General features: G+C 41.7%; 17 protein-coding genes, 2 pseudogenes and 2 riboswitches. Of the genes and pseudogenes, 9 read left to right on the top strand and 10 right to left on the bottom strand.

What is annotated here, in order from left to right:
• The first annotated feature begins 555 nt into the window (after window positions 1-555).
• Window positions 556-657: riboswitch (TPP riboswitch) on the top strand.
• A gap of 98 nt (window positions 658-755) precedes the next feature.
• Window positions 756-1,334: an energy-coupled thiamine transporter ThiT gene (thiT, locus tag AXI57_RS05010; protein ID WP_061669407.1), complete on the top strand. Its 579-nt coding sequence runs from the start codon at window positions 756-758 to the stop codon at window positions 1,332-1,334.
• A 36-nt stretch (window positions 1,335-1,370) separates the two neighbouring features.
• Here thiT and AXI57_RS05005 read toward each other — a convergent pair whose 3' ends face one another.
• From AXI57_RS05005 to AXI57_RS04990, 4 genes are all read right to left on the bottom strand, one after another.
• Entirely contained in the window at window positions 1,371-1,955 is a 585-nt protein-coding gene (locus AXI57_RS05005; RefSeq protein ID WP_061669406.1) for a class D sortase, read from the bottom strand.
• 64 nt (window positions 1,956-2,019) lie between these two features.
• The gene (locus AXI57_RS05000; protein WP_061669405.1) at window positions 2,020-3,207 is read right to left on the bottom strand and encodes a processed acidic surface protein; all 1,188 of its coding nucleotides are present in this window, start codon (window positions 3,205-3,207) and stop codon (window positions 2,020-2,022) included.
• Between the two features lie 178 nt (window positions 3,208-3,385).
• Window positions 3,386-4,936: a flotillin lipid rafts scaffold protein FloT gene (gene floT, locus AXI57_RS04995; protein WP_003327223.1), complete on the bottom strand. Its 1,551-nt coding sequence runs from the start codon at window positions 4,934-4,936 to the stop codon at window positions 3,386-3,388.
• 18 nt (window positions 4,937-4,954) lie between these two features.
• The gene (locus tag AXI57_RS04990) at window positions 4,955-5,482 is read right to left on the bottom strand and encodes an NfeD family membrane protein (protein ID WP_061669404.1); all 528 of its coding nucleotides are present in this window, start codon (window positions 5,480-5,482) and stop codon (window positions 4,955-4,957) included.
• Between the two features lie 223 nt (window positions 5,483-5,705).
• On the opposite strand from AXI57_RS04990, the gene AXI57_RS04985 reads away from it, so the two are divergent.
• Entirely contained in the window at window positions 5,706-6,185 is a 480-nt protein-coding gene (locus AXI57_RS04985) for a DinB family protein (RefSeq protein ID WP_003327221.1), read from the top strand.
• A gap of 21 nt (window positions 6,186-6,206) precedes the next feature.
• On the opposite strand, the gene AXI57_RS04980 is transcribed toward AXI57_RS04985, so the two are convergent.
• The 3 genes from AXI57_RS04980 to betB all read right to left on the bottom strand — a co-directional run bounded on the left by AXI57_RS04980 (window position 6,207) and on the right by betB (window position 9,581).
• Window positions 6,207-6,788, bottom strand: a complete 582-nt coding sequence (locus AXI57_RS04980; RefSeq protein WP_061669403.1) for an MOSC domain-containing protein — start codon at window positions 6,786-6,788, stop codon at window positions 6,207-6,209.
• Between the two features lie 94 nt (window positions 6,789-6,882).
• Window positions 6,883-8,091 (bottom strand): choline dehydrogenase, encoded by a 1,209-nt coding sequence (gene gbsB, locus AXI57_RS04975; protein WP_010789274.1) that lies wholly within the window; start codon window positions 8,089-8,091, stop codon window positions 6,883-6,885.
• Between the two features lie 17 nt (window positions 8,092-8,108).
• Window positions 8,109-9,581, bottom strand: coding sequence for a betaine-aldehyde dehydrogenase (betB, locus tag AXI57_RS04970; protein ID WP_003327217.1), 1,473 nt, complete (start codon window positions 9,579-9,581; stop codon window positions 8,109-8,111).
• Window positions 9,582-9,783: 202 nt separating this feature from the next.
• Here betB and cudC point away from each other — a divergent pair, with 202 nt between their 5' ends.
• From cudC to AXI57_RS04950, 4 genes are all read left to right on the top strand, one after another.
• The gene (cudC, locus tag AXI57_RS04965) at window positions 9,784-10,341 is read left to right on the top strand and encodes a choline uptake/conversion transcriptional regulator CudC (protein ID WP_061669402.1); all 558 of its coding nucleotides are present in this window, start codon (window positions 9,784-9,786) and stop codon (window positions 10,339-10,341) included.
• Between the two features lie 210 nt (window positions 10,342-10,551).
• A complete protein-coding gene (gene bslA, locus AXI57_RS04960; RefSeq protein ID WP_003327215.1) occupies window positions 10,552-11,091 on the top strand; it encodes a biofilm surface layer hydrophobin BslA in 540 nt (179 codons plus the stop codon).
• A 128-nt stretch (window positions 11,092-11,219) separates the two neighbouring features.
• Window positions 11,220-11,368: riboswitch (cyclic di-AMP (ydaO/yuaA leader) on the top strand.
• Between the two features lie 80 nt (window positions 11,369-11,448).
• On the top strand, window positions 11,449-12,117 hold the full coding sequence (gene ktrA / locus AXI57_RS04955) for a potassium uptake protein KtrA (RefSeq protein WP_010789276.1): 669 nt from the start codon (window positions 11,449-11,451) through the stop codon (window positions 12,115-12,117).
• A gap of 6 nt (window positions 12,118-12,123) precedes the next feature.
• Window positions 12,124-13,461 (top strand): TrkH family potassium uptake protein, encoded by a 1,338-nt coding sequence (locus AXI57_RS04950; protein WP_061669401.1) that lies wholly within the window; start codon window positions 12,124-12,126, stop codon window positions 13,459-13,461.
• Window positions 13,462-13,495: 34 nt separating this feature from the next.
• Here the strand turns inward: AXI57_RS04950 and AXI57_RS04945 are convergent, their stop codons facing one another.
• The 3 genes and pseudogenes from AXI57_RS04945 to AXI57_RS22555 all read right to left on the bottom strand — a co-directional run bounded on the left by AXI57_RS04945 (window position 13,496) and on the right by AXI57_RS22555 (window position 16,636).
• Window positions 13,496-13,756 (bottom strand): YiaA/YiaB family inner membrane protein, encoded by a 261-nt coding sequence (locus AXI57_RS04945; RefSeq protein ID WP_010789278.1) that lies wholly within the window; start codon window positions 13,754-13,756, stop codon window positions 13,496-13,498.
• Window positions 13,757-13,876: 120 nt separating this feature from the next.
• Window positions 13,877-14,722, bottom strand: coding sequence for a glucosaminidase domain-containing protein (locus AXI57_RS04940; protein ID WP_061669400.1), 846 nt, complete (start codon window positions 14,720-14,722; stop codon window positions 13,877-13,879).
• A gap of 334 nt (window positions 14,723-15,056) precedes the next feature.
• A pseudogene (locus tag AXI57_RS22555) lies at window positions 15,057-16,636 on the bottom strand (MFS transporter).
• A 625-nt stretch (window positions 16,637-17,261) separates the two neighbouring features.
• Here AXI57_RS22555 and AXI57_RS04930 point away from each other — a divergent pair.
• From AXI57_RS04930 to AXI57_RS22450, 3 genes and pseudogenes are all read left to right on the top strand, one after another.
• On the top strand, window positions 17,262-17,450 hold the full coding sequence (locus AXI57_RS04930; protein ID WP_061669399.1) for a hypothetical protein: 189 nt from the start codon (window positions 17,262-17,264) through the stop codon (window positions 17,448-17,450).
• 37 nt (window positions 17,451-17,487) lie between these two features.
• A pseudogene (locus AXI57_RS20655) lies at window positions 17,488-17,616 on the top strand (hypothetical protein); the annotation flags it as partial.
• 20 nt (window positions 17,617-17,636) lie between these two features.
• Window positions 17,637-17,753 (top strand): DUF3967 domain-containing protein, encoded by a 117-nt coding sequence (locus tag AXI57_RS22450; protein WP_081112742.1) that lies wholly within the window; start codon window positions 17,637-17,639, stop codon window positions 17,751-17,753.
• Window positions 17,754-17,863 lie beyond the last annotated feature (110 nt).

Below are 17,863 nucleotides of genomic sequence, written 5' to 3'. Positions count from 1 at the left end.
AAAGATCATCTTGTCCGCTTCGTTTGAAGCAACTTTATTACTATAACATCCAGCTTCGTTTATGTCAATAACTTTTTTGAAGTTTTTTTGAAGCTTGTTGTTGTGTCACTGTTGTTTATCAGCGACGAATAATAATATATCATTCTGAAACATTTATTGCAATAGTTTTTTTGAAAAAATCTAGAATAAAATCAGAAACATAAATACGGCAATTCTATTTATTCCTCTAAACTCTTTTAATCTCAGGGACTGATTGATTTGAATACTAATTGAACACCGCATACTTCAGTGCTCAGTATTAGTGTTAAGTGCGTAAAAACTGGCACACCTGCTTACAGTGTGTCATCTCTTTTGGATCCATTTGAATTCACCTTACAACTACCCCTTTGAATATTTTCTTCTATATGAAGAGTAAACTAAATTTAGATTTTGAGAGAGACCGTTATAAGCTTATGCTTCAATGGACCGAACTGTATATGATGCTGTTTTAATCACTTACATGTTATCTTGTTGTTTCTTTTATTTTCTTGTATAGTAGAAATGAACTAAATACTTGATGACCGCAAGGGGAGCATTAAAGCTGAGAGTGAACGGTTTCGTTCTGACCCTTTGAACCTGTTAGTTAACGCTGGCGTAGGGATGTGGCAAAGCCAAATGAATTGCAGAACGTAAAGCAGTGCGTGGAACTTTCCCCATCCTTCCCGCACTGCTTTTTTGTTTGTCCTTATGGATTGTCTAATGGAAGGGGAATTTTTATGAATCAATCAAAACAACTGGTACGCCTTATTGAAATTGCAATCATGACAGGGGCTGCAGTCATATTAGACATTATTTCCGGGATGTTTCTCCGGATGCCTCAAGGCGGATCGATCTCCATTATGATGATACCCATCTTTTTGATTTCGTTCCGGTGGGGAGTAAAAGCTGGCCTTACTTCCGGACTTCTGACCGGTCTTGTGCAGATTGCTATCGGTAATCTGTTCGCCCAGCATCCTGTTCAGCTTCTGCTCGACTATCTTGTCGCTTTCGCTGTCATAGGAATTAGCGGATTATTTGCTTCTGTTGTTTATAAAGCCGCTGTTGCAAAAGAAAAAGGGAAATTGATCGCTTCTGTCATTATCGCTGTTTTTATCGGGAGTTTTCTACGCTATGCCGCCCATGTCATTTCCGGCGCGGTGTTTTTTGGCAGTTTTGCCCCTAAAGGCACTCCGGTATGGATTTATTCTTTAAGTTATAATGCAACCTATATGGTGCCTTCTTTCATAATATGCGCTGTTGTGCTCTGTTTATTATTTATCACAGCTCCGCGTCTTTTACAGACAGAGAAGGCTTAACATTGCAAAAACCAGCGGAATCATTCCGCTGGTTTTTTATGTTTCCTCTAGATTCGCAACCAGTACATATCTTTCCGGAGCAGAGCCGATAAAGTCAAAGGGATAACAAGTCGATAATGTGAGCGTGGCACGCGGCTTAGGTACAATGATTGTCCGATCGTCTGAATCTACAATTCGCACCTTTTTGACTTTATAAGTGAATGTGCCGTAGGATGCTTTTACGATTAACTTATCCCCTTTTCCAACTTCGCCCAGATTTCTGAATACAGTATCACGGTGGCCGGCAAGAACCGAATTATCATTTTCACCCGGCAAGACGGAGCCTGCATAATGCCCTACTCCTTTTACAAGCTCGTCCTCATCCGTTCCATGGTAAATCGGCAATTCGGCGCCTATCTTCGGTATGACCAAATCGCCGATTTTTTCTCCCGTTTGAAAGGTTTCGTTAATTTCTTTAGCTTCTGTTTTTGGTTCTGCCGCCTTAGCGGTGCCTGAAGCATTTTTTTCATTTGCTGTTTGCTCTTTGAACTGGCCGAATTGAAACAGCGCGTAACCTTGTAATAGCTTCCATGCATTTGTGGAAGTAATATATAGACCTCCGGCTATTAGGCATATGGACAAAATAAAGACTGTTTTTCGTTTGTTAGATTGTTTAAAACGTTTAATGTGCAGTCACTCATTTCTTTTACTTCAATGATGCTGTTTTACGAAGTTTTCTTATCATAAGCAGTCCGCCGGCTAGCAATAAAAGCCCAAACATAGACCACTCCGCATAATGGCCTGCTGTTTTAGGGAGCTTGGCGCCTTTTACCGTTTTTTCCACCTGTGCGGCGCTGGTTTTTTTAGGCTTTGTTGACGTTTTGCTCTCTTTTACAATCTGTTCTGCTTTTCGGATATCGCTTCCGGTTTGATGTGCTGTTTCAGAGTCTACCATGTCCGCCGTAAAAATAGCGTCAAGCAGGAATTTTCCGTTCAAGTCATATAGTTCAACCAGAAGCTTGGACCCTTGGGCCGGGTTGACAGACAACAGGCTCCGGGCTGTAAGTTCTTTTTTGCTGTTCCCATTAATGAGGTAAAATTTCGTTTTCACTTGAAAAGTGTCTTGAAAATCGTTCATCACATCGAGCAGACCCGCAATTTCGCCGGCAGATAGTTCACTGATGCTCGTAAAACTTGGCAAATCAAGCAGGCGGTCTGATAAAGCTAATAGCTTGTCCGGAAACTGAGGATCTTTTTTCTCCAAAGCGGACATATGTTGATAGAGATTCTCCAATTCATTTTGGTCGATACCGATTTGGCTGAACAGTTTCATAAATTGTTCTTCCGCTTGCTTCTCTTCTAATGCTGCGGATAGATACTCTTCTGCATCCTCTATTGAATCTGTATATAACCTGATATCTTCATCACCAGGGAACATCTTTGCGTATTCACTTTTAGTCAGTCCGTATTTTTTCAGCAGGGCTGCAAAATTTTTGTCGGTCAGCGGTGTGTAGCTTGTTATGTAATCAAGTGCGCTGACAAAGTCATCGGCAAATACATACACATCCTGAATGGCTTGGCTTTTTTGAAGAAAACCGAACACAAACAGCTGGTGCTCCGCTTCTTTCTTGCTCATGCCGTATTCTTTTAAGTAAGCGGTGAGCGCTTTATCCGTCAGCCTCTCTCCCAGATACTCCCGCAATTCAGCGGCGGAGGTAAAGTCATTCAAATCTTCATCATAATTTTCTTTTAAATAGGTTTGCAATTCTGTTTTTGTCATTCCTATTTCTTTAAGATAGCTTTGAAGCTCTTCTTGCTTTGGTGCCGCTGATACTTGCATCGCCGGGACGATGATCAGCAAGCAGATAATCACGCACATTAATTTTTTAGTCATGTATATGACCCCCTTTTTTACTATACAAATAGATTATACTGGAATTTCTTAAAAATAATAGGTATTATTCCGTAAAATATATGATTAGTGAAAATAAAGAAACAGCAAGTCTTTTTTACCTGCTGTTTCTTTATTTCAAGGTTATTCTATCTTTATTCGGAGCAGTGCCGCCCCTTTCTTACTCTGTTTTTTCTTCTATTGAAGTTTCCCTAATAGGCTGTTTTGGTTCTTTCAGTTCATTCGTTAGCTCATGAATACTTTGTTTGATATTTCCTTTTCCCGAAAAATTCTCAATGATTTCCTTAACGTCTATTCCTGAAGATGCTTTTAAGCTTTCTTGAAGGCTGGACATCAAATTGGTCGCATAGCCTGTTACTTTGTTGGCGCCGCTGCCCTCACCGTTACCTCCGGTGTCAACGACAGTGATTTTATCAATATTAGAAAGCGGAGCTGATACTTGTTTTGCGTATTCAGGAAGCATTTTGACAATCATGTCGAGGATTGCTGCCTGGCCGTACTTTTCAAAGGCTTCCGCAATTTTTTCTTTCGCTTCTGCTTCTGCGAGACCTTTTAAACGGATAACCTCTGCCTCTGTTTCTCCTTTTGCTTTTTCAGCTTCGGCTTTCGCAAGCCCGTCAATTCGCACCTTTTCAGCTTCAGCCTTTGCCATCGCTTCGATACTGTATTGCTTGGCGTCTGCTTCTGCCAGCTGTTTCGCTTTTTCCGCGGCTGCGGATTGTTCGACTGAGTAACGGTCGGCATCTGCCTTTTTCTTCACCTCGGAGTCATATTGGCGTTCTCGGCGCAGAATTTCTTTTTCTTCTAATTCAATTTGCTTTTGCCGCTCGATGATTTTGACCTGCATTTCCTGCTCAGTTACTTGCTGGCGGGCTCTGGCCGTTTCCAAATCGTACGCCTGGTCGGCGTTTGCTTTCGCTGTATCTTGGTCCCTGCGGTATTCAGCCATTTTGAGCTGGTTCAGTTTTTCGGCTTCGGCTATTTCCGTCGCACGTTCAAGCTCTGATTTTTTCGCATCTTTCGCAGCTTCTGCGCGTTTTATTCTTGTTTCTTTATCCGCCTCTGCGGTTGCGATATCAGCATCACGCTTTACTTGAGCGATTCTCGGCTTCCCTAAGGATTCCAGATAGCCGTTTTTATCACGGACGTCTTTGATCGTAAACGATACAATGATAAGCCCCATTTTAGCGAGATCCTGAGACGCGACACGCTGCACTTCTTGAGAAAATTTCTCTCTGTTTTTATAAATTTCTTCTACTGTCATGGACCCGAGTATGGAACGCAGATGCCCTTCCAATACTTCTCTCGCTTCCTGTTCGCGGTCTTCTTTTGATTTCCCTAAAAATTGTTCGGCTGCTGTGGCGATTTCTCCGATTGAACCGCCGATTTTAATAATCGCTGTTCCGTCGGCCATGACTGGCACGCCTTGTTCGGTATATACTTCAGGTGTTGATACATCGAGTTTGCTTGATAGCAAGCTTAACGGTTCTGCCTGCTGGAAAACCGGAAGGACAAAGGTTCCTCCGCCCCTGACGATTTTCAGACGGTTTCCGCCTTCATCCACGTGTACGTTTTTATTGCCGAGATAGCTTCCTGTTACGATTAATGCTTCATCAGGCCCGGCCGTTCGATATTTTGTAATAAAAACGGCAATGAGTGCGATAAGTAAAAAGAATACAACTCCGATTACAATTAAAATAGGCATGGTCATTCTTTATTCCCCCTTGTTTTATAATGGTTCATGAGGTGTGACGGAGAGAACCCCTTTGTTTACATCGACTATCAATACGACTGTCCCGTAACCGATCTGTTCGTTGTCAAAGCTGATTGCAGATTTTGAGATGGCGCCGCCGATCCCTTCAATCAATACTTCTCCATAGCCGTCAACCGGTACAGCTGTAATCACTTTTCCGACTCTGCCTTTTAGATCTCCTTCTCTGTAGGTCAGCGATTCTTCCGCAGATGAGAGCGGAACAAGTACAAATATATGCAGCAAACTGACTAACAGCACTGAAAGTATGGAAGAAAAAAGTGCGATAATCGGGCTGGAAAGCGGTACGGCTGTTTCTCCTATATAGCCTGATGCCGCAAAAAAAGTGAAAAACGCGAGCACTAAAGCCGGATTAAGAAAAGAGATCGGAACAGCCTCCAGCAGCCCTTCAAACATATCACTGAAAAATACAAATAGCAGCGTCAGGATTCCGGCTATGATGAGTGTATAAAGATAAAGCGTTTGAATCGGAAAACCGAGTTCCAATTACCTCATCCTTTCTTATCTTGGGTAAGTTATCGTTACTTCAATTTTCACTTTGCGGGGACAGGATCTTGAGTGATGCTGACGGATTGATTGCTTTTGGGGCTATCTTTTAATACGGCTTTAGCGGTAAAAAGTTTCATATTTGTATAGATAAGCCGCTTAGCGGAGTTTAAAAATGATTATAGAGGCCGTTTATGATAAGCTTTTTGCAGGAGGAGATGTCATGAGTATCTTTTATGAAGCCAGATTGGAAACATGGAATGAAATTAAAGGTCTTACTGATGATCAGCTGAACAAAAAACCGTCTGCGGACGAATGGAGCATACGTGAAGTCCTTGATCATTTAAAGCTAATTGATGCAGCTGCACAGACCGCCTTTAAAGATCGGGTGAAGGATGCACCGTTAAAAGAAATAGAGGAAAAACCGCTTGAAATGGCAGAGGACAGAACGAACAAACGCAAGGCTCCGAGCCATTTCGAACCGGATCAAAGCTACATGTCAGGCAGCCAAATGAAACAAGAGCTTGATGTCGTGAGAGAACAGCTGACGTCTATCATCGCCTCATTAAAAGAGGACGACTTCAATAGAGTGCTGCCTCATCCCGTTTTTCAGGAGCTGACAGTCAAACAGTTCATTGATTTTATCGGCCACCATGAAAAACGGCATCTCAGCCAAATAAAAGAGATTAAAGAGAAGATATAATGAAAAAAAGGGTCTGATAATTCAGACCCTTTCTGCTTTTGGCTTTATCTTTATCGGATTGTAAGAGTGGACTTCAATAGAATCTCCTGCAAAAACGGCACCAGGGCGCTCGACGACGCAAACGATTCCCCGCCTGCCCATCGCGTGGCGCACAAACGCCGAGGCAAGCTTAGGCTTGTCCGGATAATAAGATTGAATCACCTCTCCCGGCTGTATACACGGATGGTTTTCCCCCTCACACAATAACGCGGCCCCGCTTGGAAAAATCAGTCTGCTTCCTTCATGTAAAGAAGTCAGTTCAGGGAGGCCGCTGATCTCCACATTCGCACCGAGCCACTCTGGAAAAATTTCGGGCACGCCCATTTTCCCGGCGATTTCTGCACATTCTTCAGCAGAGACAATTGAAATTTGTCTGCGATTGAAAATTTCAGTCCCTCTTTTATACATCGGCTCCCGCGCACCGGCCCGTTTTGTAAGTCCGAAATGTAAATCACCGGGTATGCCGCCATAATCAAAATGCAATTCATCCATTTGTTTTGTAACAAAATTCTTTGTATCCGCAATATAAAGCCCTTCTGTTGCAGCAGCAAAACGCTTCCACATATGCCGGCACATCCTTTTTCTATTATTGAATTCCAACTATTTCAATTATCTTATCATAAAAAAACCCCGCTCTGTAAAGGAGCGGGGCGTTTCATTATACTGTTTTAGGCGTAAGGTTAAAGCAGCGTTTATAAATCCAGTTGTACGTTTTTTCATTTAAATCTCTCGGGTTGCCGAATGTTTGGGGATCTTTCATCGCTTCTTTAGATAAGCGCTCGATCATATCAGGTGATACGCCTTGCTCTTCTAAAGTCGGAACCTCTAAGTCTTCTACAAGATCATACATCCAGTTTACAGATGCTTTCGCCGCTTCTTCTGTAGACATATTGCTTGTATCAATGCCGAATGCTTTTGCGATACGGGCAAATTTCTCAGGATACCCTTTCCAATTGAATTCCATTACAGGTCCCATCATTGCTGCGACACATTGCCCGTGAGCAACAGGAATAATGCCGCCAAGTGTTTGGCTCATCGCGTGTGCCGCGCCTGCTGATTCGCTTCCGTATGAAAGGCCGGCAAGCATTGCAGCCTGTGCCATTCCGTATCTTGCTTCGAGGTCCTCTCCGTCGGCAAAGGCTCTTCTGATGTAGTGCGCCCCGTATTCAATCGCCATCAGCGCCACGGCATCCGTGATCGGCTGGGCAAATTTCATTGTATAGCACTCAATTGCGTGAGCAAGCGCATCGATTCCCGTCATTGCCGTTACATGAGGAGGCATAGAAACATGAAGCTCAGGATCAATTACTGTTAAGTGAGCTGCGATCAGCGGTCCGCCTGTATTAAACTTGAATTCGCGCTCTTCATCTGTAATAACAGCCCATTGCGTTACCTCTGAACCTGTTCCCGCTGTTGTCGGAATCGTTGTAAGCGGAGGAATACGGTTTTCTAACGGTTTTTTTCCGTCTGCTGCTTCATAATCAAGCACGCTTCCTTCGTGTGTCGCTTCTACTCCGATGGCTTTAGCTGTATCCATAGAGCTTCCGCCTCCGACAGCGACCAAACCGTTGCAGTTTTCTTTTTTATAAATAGTTGATCCTTCATTAACAAGCCGAACAGGAGGGTTTGGTTCTACTTTATTGAAAAGGACGACTTCTATGCCCGCTTCCTTTAATGATTCTATAACCGGATCCGCGACCCCCGCTTTGTAAATTCCAGGGTCAGTCACAAGCAGCGCTTTTGAGACGCCTAGCGCGCCCACTTCTTCCCCTACGTGTTTCACCGCGCCGATTCCATGCTTGATCACCGTTGGAATTTCGAATGTATGGAATTTATGCATGCTTTCTACTTTCATATTTAAAGTCATTTATAATCTCCTCCTTCTTATGAATGAAACCAATTAACTGCAGCTGGTTTTGTATTGCGGTATATGTGTTTGACTTCTGTATATTCTTCAAGCCCGATTTTACCAAGCTCGCGTCCAAATCCGGACTGCTTATAACCGCCCCAAGGCGCTTGTGCAAAGTATGGGTGGAAGTCGTTGATCCAAACTGTACCCATTCTCAAACGAGCGGCTACACGTTCACATTTTTCAATGTCCTTTGACCAAACCGCTCCGGCCAAACCATAAATGGTATCGTTCGCAAGTGCGATAACCTCTTCTTCTGAGCTGAAGGTTTCAACTGTTAAAACAGGGCCGAACACTTCTTCCTGAACAATTCTCATGCCAGATTTACAGTTTGAGAAAATCGTGGGTTCATAGAAAAAGCCATTTTGAAGCGCTGGGTCTTCAGGGCGTTTGCCGCCTGTTTCCAGCTTTGCACCTTCTTCGATCCCGATTTCCACATATTTTTCAACCTTAGCTCTATGTTCCGCAGAAATAAGCGGTCCGCTTTCTGTGTCCTCATGGAAGCCATTTCCGAGCTTAATGCGCTTCGTCCGTTTCACAATCTCTTCTAAAAACTGATCATGAATGGCTTCATCCACAAGCAATCTTGATCCTGCGGAGCAGACTTGGCCGGCATGGAAGAAAACGGCGTTCAGCGCCTGATCAACAGCCGTTTCCAAATCAGCATCTTTAAAGACGATATTCGGATTTTTACCGCCCAGCTCAAGCGCAATTTTTTTGACGTTTCCGCTTGCGGCCTGCATGATTTTTTTGCCTGTTTCGATGCCGCCTGTAAATGAAACCAAATCAACATCTATGTTTCTGGCAAGCTCGTCACCCACCGTTGCGCCAGGGCCTAATACTAGGTTTGCGACACCTTTTGGAATTCCGGCTTCCTCCATCAGCTTGAATACTTTGATTGTCGTCAGCGGCGTGATTTCACTCGGCTTGAGGACGATCGTGTTTCCAGCAGCCAATGCCGGAGCGATTTTCCAGCTTGCTTGCAAGAGCGGATAATTCCAAGGGGTAATCTGTCCGCAGACGCCGATCGGTTCTCTGACGACTCTGCTTTCTGAATCGGGAATCGGAGATGCAATAACTTCTCCTCCGTCTTTATCCGCAAGGCCGGCGTAATATTGGAAGACATTTGCGATATCATCCATATCCGCTTTGCTTTCCTCTAATGTTTTTCCGGTATCAAGCGATTCAAGTTCTGCCAATTCGTCCAGATCCCGCCTAATTAATTCCGCAATTTTCAGAACAATCTTGCCGCGTTCCAGTCCCGGAAGGTTTGACCATTCTCCTTCATCAAAGGCTCTTCGGGCGGCTGCGATTGCTTTTACAGCATCCTCCCGTTCCCCTTCGCTTACTGTTGCAATTTCTTCTTGATTAAATGGATTGATAATGCTTCGGATCTGCTTTTTTTCTGCGCTGATCCATTCACCGTCAATATATAATGTTTGACTCATATAAGCCCTCCTTACCGAAAAGTAAGTTTGTTAAATAAAAATTTAATGTTTTTAACAATTTAAATGTAACATATGGTTTTTATGCTGTCAAAGCCCTGCTTGTTTTATTTTTTGTTTTGACTTTTCTCTGTGTTTCGTTAAGATAAAGAACATAAAGAAATGACTTAACAAATTTAATTTTCTAAAGGAAAAGAGGGACAGTATGGATGAAAATCCAGAATTCGCAGCTATAGAACAAGCAAGAGATCTTGTGATAGATTCAATTGCTGAAACGATGGATCTCTACGGAATCACCCGCAGTGTCGGGATATTATATGGAACAATGTATATGCGGGATGAGATGACGCTTGATGAAATGCGCGAGGAATTGCAAATGAGCAAGCCCAGCATGAGCACCGGGGTAAAGAAGCTTCAGGATTTAAATGTCGTGAAAAAAACCTTTCACCGCGGAATCAGAAAGCATACATTTGTGGCGGAAAAGGATTTCTTTAAGTTTTTCACGAATTTTTTCCCTCCTAAATGGGAGCGGGAGGTTCAGGTTAATCTGAAAGCGATTGAGGAGGCCCAGGCTGATTTACAAACAGTGCTGGAGAAAAAAGAACTTCATGAGGAATCAAGAAATGAAGCTAGGCATTTACATGAACAGCTGGAAAGCTCTAAAGCATATTATGATTGGCTGAAGCGGCTTGCAGAATCCGTTCAGAGCGGAGAGATTTTCAAATTTATCCCTATAGAAACCGAAGGAAAAACGCCTGAGTGAAAACGGGCGTTTTTTTCTTTCATTTTGTCGTTTTGTGTTTCTTTTGCATGACAATCATCTTGAAAATATAGGAATAACAACCCATTTACTTCCAAAACAATTGATGATAATTTTAATAGGTAAAAATTGGTCGACAATCCTCGAAGGAGGTGAAAATAAGGGTGGGCCAGGATTTACAATTACAACTACTTTTAGGGGGATTTAACTAACATGAAACATAAGCTATTCGCTTCTTTGATCACAAGTTTATTGGGCCTTGTATTACTGATGGCCGTTCCTGCTACTTCTTTTGCGGCTGAATCTAAGTCAGCTGCCAATGAACCTACTATGCATACGACAGCAACTGCATCCTTATTTGCAAAAATCACTGGCACAAGCAAACAAGAATGGTCGTTTTCTGATATTGAATTGACTTACCGTCCAAACACGATTCTTAGTTTAGGTGTAATGGAGTTTACATTACCGAGCGGATTTACTGCGACAACAAAGGATTTTGTCAACGGGCATGCGTTGCGCGAAAGACAGATTCTTAATAACGGAAAAACGGTAAGACTTCCATTAAACCTTGATTTACTAGGCGCTGCAGAATTTAAATTGAAGCTAAACAATAAAACACTTCCTGCTGCCGGTACATATACTTTCCGTGCAGAAAATAAATCTTTGAGCATCGGTTCGAAGTTTTATGCGGAAGATAGCATTGTTGTAGAAAAGCGCAGCACACCGCCTACAAAGCCTTGTAATTGCAACTAATCTTTTCAATGGACCGGCACAAGCAAAGCTTGCTTGTTTCGGTCTTTTTTTGTATTTTTCCCATCTTATAAATTTTATTGACAAACACTTGAAACAGGAGTACATTCTTGAGTGATCCATCAATACAGTCTCTTTTACCGCTTAATCACACATGAACGGGGGAACCATTTTCGATCGTTTCAAAAAGCGATCTTGGGGTGAATCTTACGTTGTAAGAAGGGGTACTCTGAATCCCTAATCCGACAGCTAACCTCGCAGGCGTATACAGAGAGGAGGTCTATTCTGCGGCCATTTTTTGTAATGGTCTTTTTTTATCTTTTTACGATAGATCATTATGTTTATAAGGAGTCATGAAAATTGGGGAGAATAAAAAATAAACAATTTGCTGTAATCGGTCTCGGCCGTTTTGGGGGAAGCATCTGTAAAGAGCTGCACAGAATGGGCCATGAAGTGCTGGCAGTAGATATAAATGAAGATAAAGTAAACGCGCACTCCTCCTTTGCAACTCATTCGGTTGTTGCAAATGCGACGGAAGAAAATGAGATGAATTCATTGGGGATCCGCAATTTCGAATATGTCATTGTCGCGATCGGAGCAAATATCCAAGCAAGCACTCTGACAACGTTATTATTAAAAGAGATGGACATACCGAATATCTGGGTGAAGGCTCAAAATTATTATCATCATAAAGTGCTTGAAAAAATAGGCGCCGATCGGATCATCCATCCCGAAAAAGACATGGGAATTAGAATCGCGCAAAGCCTTTCTGACGAAAATGTTCTCGACTACATTGATTTATCTGAGGAGTACAGTATCGTCGAATTGCTCGCTACGAAAAAACTGCATTTTAAATCTATACTTGATTTGAATGTGAGGGCAAAATACGGCTGCACCATTCTGGCCATTAAGCATAATGGTGAGATTAACGTTTCTCCCGCGCCGGAAGCGGTCATCCATGAACGAGACTGTCTTGTGCTGATGGGCCATAAAAGAGATATTAAACGTTTTGAAAACGAAGGGATGTAGACGAAGGTGACGTTTCAAAAGGAAACTGTGATCAAATGGGTTCGTTTTTCCCCGCCTCAAGTGCTAGCGATAGGTTTTTTCCTTACAATTATGATAGGCTCATTGATGCTAAAGCTGCCCATCGCGTCAAATGGGCCTTTAACGTGGATTGATGCTCTTTTTACGTCTGCTTCGGCGACTACAGTTACAGGGCTGGCTGTTGTTGATACTGGGACTGAATTTACTGTATTTGGCCAGATTGTCATCATGGCTCTGATTCAGATCGGCGGCCTTGGTTTTATGACATTCGCCGTGCTCATCGTCATTATGTTAGGGAAAAAAATCGGCCTGAAAGAAAGAATGCTCGTTCAAGAAGCGTTGAATCAATCAACAATCGGCGGAGTGATACGTCTCGTAAAAGTACTGTTTATATTTTCAATCAGCATTGAATTGACAGCCTTTTTCCTTTTGTCTTTTCGTTTTGTACCTGAATACGGATGGGGATACGGTCTTTTTACCAGTTTATTTCACGCAGTATCCGCTTTTAACAACGCCGGGTTTTCTTTATGGCCGGATAATTTAATGGGTTTTGCAGGTGATCCTGCGGTCAATATTATCATTACCTTCTTATTTATTACAGGAGGAATCGGGTTTACGGTTTTGTATGATATATGGACATATCGCCGGTTTAAGGCGTTTTCGCTTCATACTAAACTGATGCTTTCAGGCACCCTTTTATTAAACGTACTTGCAATGCTTGTGATTCTGACTCTTGAATACAGCAATCCAGGCACTCTAGGCTCTATGCATTTTACTGAAAAGCTATGGGCCTCTTATTTTCAAGCTGTGACCCCTCGAACTGCCGGATTTAACTCTGTTGATTTCGGCAGCATGAGAGAGTGCACTCTTGTGTTCATTTTGCTTCTGATGTTTATCGGTGCCGGCAGCGGTTCTACAGCGAGCGGAATAAAACTGACTACCTTTATCGTTATCATGATGTCTGTTATCGCGTTTTTAAAAGGAAATAAAGATACCGTTATTTTCCGCCGTACCGTTAAACACGCCGTGATCATTAAATCCTTAGCTGTCAGCGTCATCAGCTTATTTATAGTGTTTATAGGCATTTTTGCCCTCACTATAACAGAACATGCTCCATTTCTTCAGATCGTATTTGAGACCTTTTCAGCTTTTGGTACAGTCGGGTTGTCTATGGGACTGACCCCGGAATTGTCAACAGCCGGCAAATGTATCATCATTGTTATAATGTTTATTGGAAGAATCGGCCCTTTGACATTGGTTTTTTCATTCGCCAAAACTGAAAAATCAAATATCCGCTATCCTGACGGTGAAGTATTTACAGGATAACAGCAAAAAAGCTGGCGCGTCGGCGCCAGCTTTTTCATTCTGCATGTGAGTGGTTTTGTTTTTTTTCCTGCTCAGCAATGATGTCGTTATCTTCCGCGTTGTCTCTTGTCACCTTTTGAGTGAGGATTGCGCCAACCGCCACAAGAATCATCACAGCAATGTAGTACCCTTTTTCGTTCAGTTCAAGGTTATCTGCATTATAGAGCCCGATACAAAATAAAAAGACTCCCGCAAAAAAAGTGAAATAGGCCAATATCGTAAAGGCAGGCGTATTTCTTCTTCTATATTTTTGCATCTTTATTCCTCCCCTGGTGTATGAATATACAAACTGCTGTGAATTATTATACCGTATATTTCCTCCATTGGAACTAAAATTTAAAATATTGATTATATGTTTATCGCAACCGATCGACGCTTACGTTTCCTCACTCAATTGAATAGCTGAATCATCAACCCAGCCGACTAATTTATCATTGATTTGGAATTGGTACCAGACTGATTCGCCTTTTTGCTTTTTAGAGACTACCTTAATATTCTCCCCGACAAAATCCTGTACGGAAGATAGTTTGATAGATTTTGCATCTTTAGAAGGCTTCGACCAAACATCTTCAAACGCATTATCTTTAACTGAGCCGTTTAAATCTACTGATTTGATAGAAGGGTTTACTTGATCGAATTCATCCAAACCGTAATTCTCGACTATGCTGCTGATTTTGTCTGCATAATCAGGGTCTGTCGCATAACCGGATTTTTGGAGGGCAACGGCCGCTTTTTTATAATCTTTGGCCTCTAGTACAGGCTGATATTTCTTTTTGTTCCATGACGTGCCTCGGACAAATAATTTGGCGTGATCATTCATTGATTCAAAGAATGTGCGGTATTTCCGGAATTTTGCACGAATCGTTTTTCTTTCCCCTTTTTCAAATTCGTCCGTTTCCATGGTGACGTGCTTTCCTTTATAATCCCCTTTAATCCCAAACAGATTATTGGCTTCAGAGGCAAGTTCGCTGTTTCCCCAGTTTGATTCCAAAATGGCCTGAGCGATTGTGATGCTGGGAAGCACGTGATATTTTTCATATAAAATTTGCGCATGACCTGAAAGGCTGTCAATAAATACCTGCTTCTCATCAATTTCTTCAGGTTCTTTGGCTGTTTCGATAGGTTTTGATAAAGTTGTCACAAGAACAAACACCCCAAGAGCAGTCGCTGCAACGAAAAATACAGATATAAAGAGTTTAAGTTTTGATTTTTTGCGGGACATAAGAACCTTCCTTTAATTAAAAGATGACGAGTGTAAAAGAACGATACATTTAAGAATTTTACTTGCACTTCTAATATTTTTCAATTCCTTAGGGAAAAGTTGCGGATACGCCAAACTTGTTCATACATTGCTGCATACGCATTTCAAGCGGTCGTATGAAAAGGAACAGTTATATTAGAATCGTTTTTGTTCTGTCTCCTGTTAGAGTACTAGTAGTCTGACGGAAACCGGAGGAGAATAGTTACAATAACCTAGTTTATTATGAAAATAAAATAAACCCTTCCTCGTTATGAGAAAGGGTTCTGCCCTAGCATATATAGTTACTAAAAGTATCTCATGTATCACTTTTTGTCAAACACGGCTTGTTAAAATTTTTAAGCGCATCCCGATATTCCTTATCATGAATCACTTTATGATGAGTGAATCCGGCAACTTGCTGAAATACCTGTTTTGCATGTTTCTCACGTTTATCATGGGGTTTGTGAGCTAACTTGTGGCCCATGCCTGTAGCATTCATAAAGAACGATAAGCATACTAAAAGCAAACTTAAAATAAAGGACACAAGAAAAAGATCGTGATAGGTGGCGATCAGCGCTTCATGCAATGATTGGGTTCCTTCTTGATCCATACCTTTATTCGATGTCAGGAGCCTGCCGGCAGAATCCTTTTTCGTAAAATAGCCTATCAATATTGGCACTCCCATATATACAAAGAGCCTCAAAAATTGAACAGCTGTCATTCTCTTTACAAGATCCGGAAGAGGGCCGCCTAAAGCAGCTCCCATCAAACCCGCGGCAACTGTCAGTCCGGTTCCCGCTGCCAACATGATAAAAATGGCGGCAAACATATATAAAGACATTTGAGATTCTATATGAATCCATTGAAAATTAACAAAAACGAGAGTGAGAGAACCTATAATTCCGAGCATCCCCGGTCCGATTTTATCAAAAAAGAGAGCGCTTATCACAGCAGCAATGGCCACTCCAATCAAAAGGCTCATATTCAAAAGAATCAGGTGTTCTCGTGAAATATCATACATCTCATGAAGCAGACCCTGAAACGCCGAGAGACTTACTGCAATAGCAATAGTCCCCGCAGCTATAATGAATAATCCCAGTACAGGCTTTGGAATCAGCATCATTTTAATTGAGATAAAAGGATTTTTCACTTTATACTCTACTATCAATAAGATCAGGAGAATAAAAATGCTTCCGCCAATACCTGCCCATACATAGCCTGATGAAAAGCCCCACTTGTGCAGATGAATGTATAGGCTGCGGTGACAGAAAGACATCCGGTTAAAATGGCTCCAGTGATGTCAAATGATGACTTCTCCTTTTCTGTGCTTGCATGTTGTTCATCCTGCAGAAAGAAATAGCTAACGATCATTCCTATTAAAGAGAGAATGCCAAAGGTATAAAACAGCCATCTCCAATGGCCGTAGTTTAAGGCTATTGTTCCTAATATTGTTCCGGTAATAACCGAACCATAAAATCCGCCGATGAGAACTAATAATGCGTAGTTCCGACGATCCAGCGGAAATGACAAAACGAGCATAGGAATCATAATCATCAGCATGACGCCAGTAGCAGCTCCTTGTAAAAAACGGCCTGCCACCAGCCATAAGATATCATTGGATAATGCAAATAGAAGCGCCCCTACTATAAAAACGGACAATGATGCCATATATATCGGCCGGGCGCCAAATCTTTTTCTCAGCAAGGGACCCATCGGTACAAATAAAGCAAAGGCCATATTTCCGATAATAATGGGGTTTAGTGAAGCAAAGCTCCCCGTCACCACAGTCTTTTGAACAAGACTTTGAACTGCCGCCAATGCGGTGTTGGACATTAACCCCGGTCCGACAGCTAAGACAGCAAGTAAAGAAATCACCCAGTAATGTTTTGTCTTCATGTTGTCATTCCTTTCTATAATGTCCTGATTAAATAGAAGAAAACGCGGACGGGCCTGACGATTGACTGTCCCTTGTGCGTATCATTTTTATCAAAGCAAAAGAAGCTAATAGATGAAATAGGCCATTAGCTTACCATTAATCCTTGCCCCATAGGTGCATCTATGACGAAGGATTTTATCATTTATTATTTTATTATAATATGTGAAAAAATGAGCATTAAACTCAGTCATTATTTCAAACTGCTTGGGATTTGTCAACGGCACTGGGTTTCAGCACAAAAAAACAAAAGCTTCAAAAGCTTTTGCCAGACAATCATATTTATGGAGCCAAGGAGGCTCGAACCCCTGACCTCTACGCTGCCAGTGTGGAGATACGTTTCTGATACGAACAGCAGTTTTATTCCCAAACCCTATTTTATAGGGTTTTCTTACATAAGTTTCTGATTAAAAATATTCTTTTTTGATTAAAAATGAAGAAGTTGGTCCCCAATTCGTCCCCATCTGTCCCCAAATGGAATTATAACGCACTTCTTCTTTGAACAAATCTATGTTGAAAACAATTCTATTTTTCTGAGTTGATATCAGAACTCTCGTTCGTATACAATTTGTGCAAGGAGATGGACAAATGACTGATTTTGAACGCAAGTTATATCAAATCTTTGTTAATATGCGTCTATATGGAAAAAAACCAACTCTTCCCGAACTGAAAAGAAAGACCGGGAAAGGCGAACAAGAAATACGAGAGGTCACAAAAAGCCTGATCCGCAAAGGCGCTCTTTCTTGGGATAAAGAAATGAAAATATGGATTATTTAAAAAAGCCCTTCTCATATGAGTTGGGCTTTATTTATCAATTGGATTCGTTATGGATGAGATTACAAGAAGCAAATATGGATCGAAAGCAATTCTTAGAGCAGTTTCTTACATACCGGCAGGAACTGCGCTTCAAAGAGTAAAATTGACAGGAGGACACAAATCATAAAAATAAGATTAAATGAACAAATGGAGTTTAATAAAAAGCTTGTGGAACGTATGGATCAACAAAGTATGAGCTATATACGTGAAATCCAAGAGACGAGAAAACAACTTGCTGTTGCTGAGGAAAAAAAGAAGTGGTGAGAATTTTGGAAGTAAAAAAAGACTGCTAACTAGCAAGCAGTCTTTTTTATTGAGATGGTTTACGATAACATCTTAGTCTCTACTTACATTATAACCCTATCTGAGGATTA

It is taken from the genome of Bacillus atrophaeus, from assembly GCF_001584335.1.
GTDB lineage: Bacteria > Bacillota > Bacilli > Bacillales > Bacillaceae > Bacillus > Bacillus atrophaeus.
Note: the sequence above shows the minus strand (reverse complement) of the source record. Positions and strands in the feature narration are given on the sequence as shown.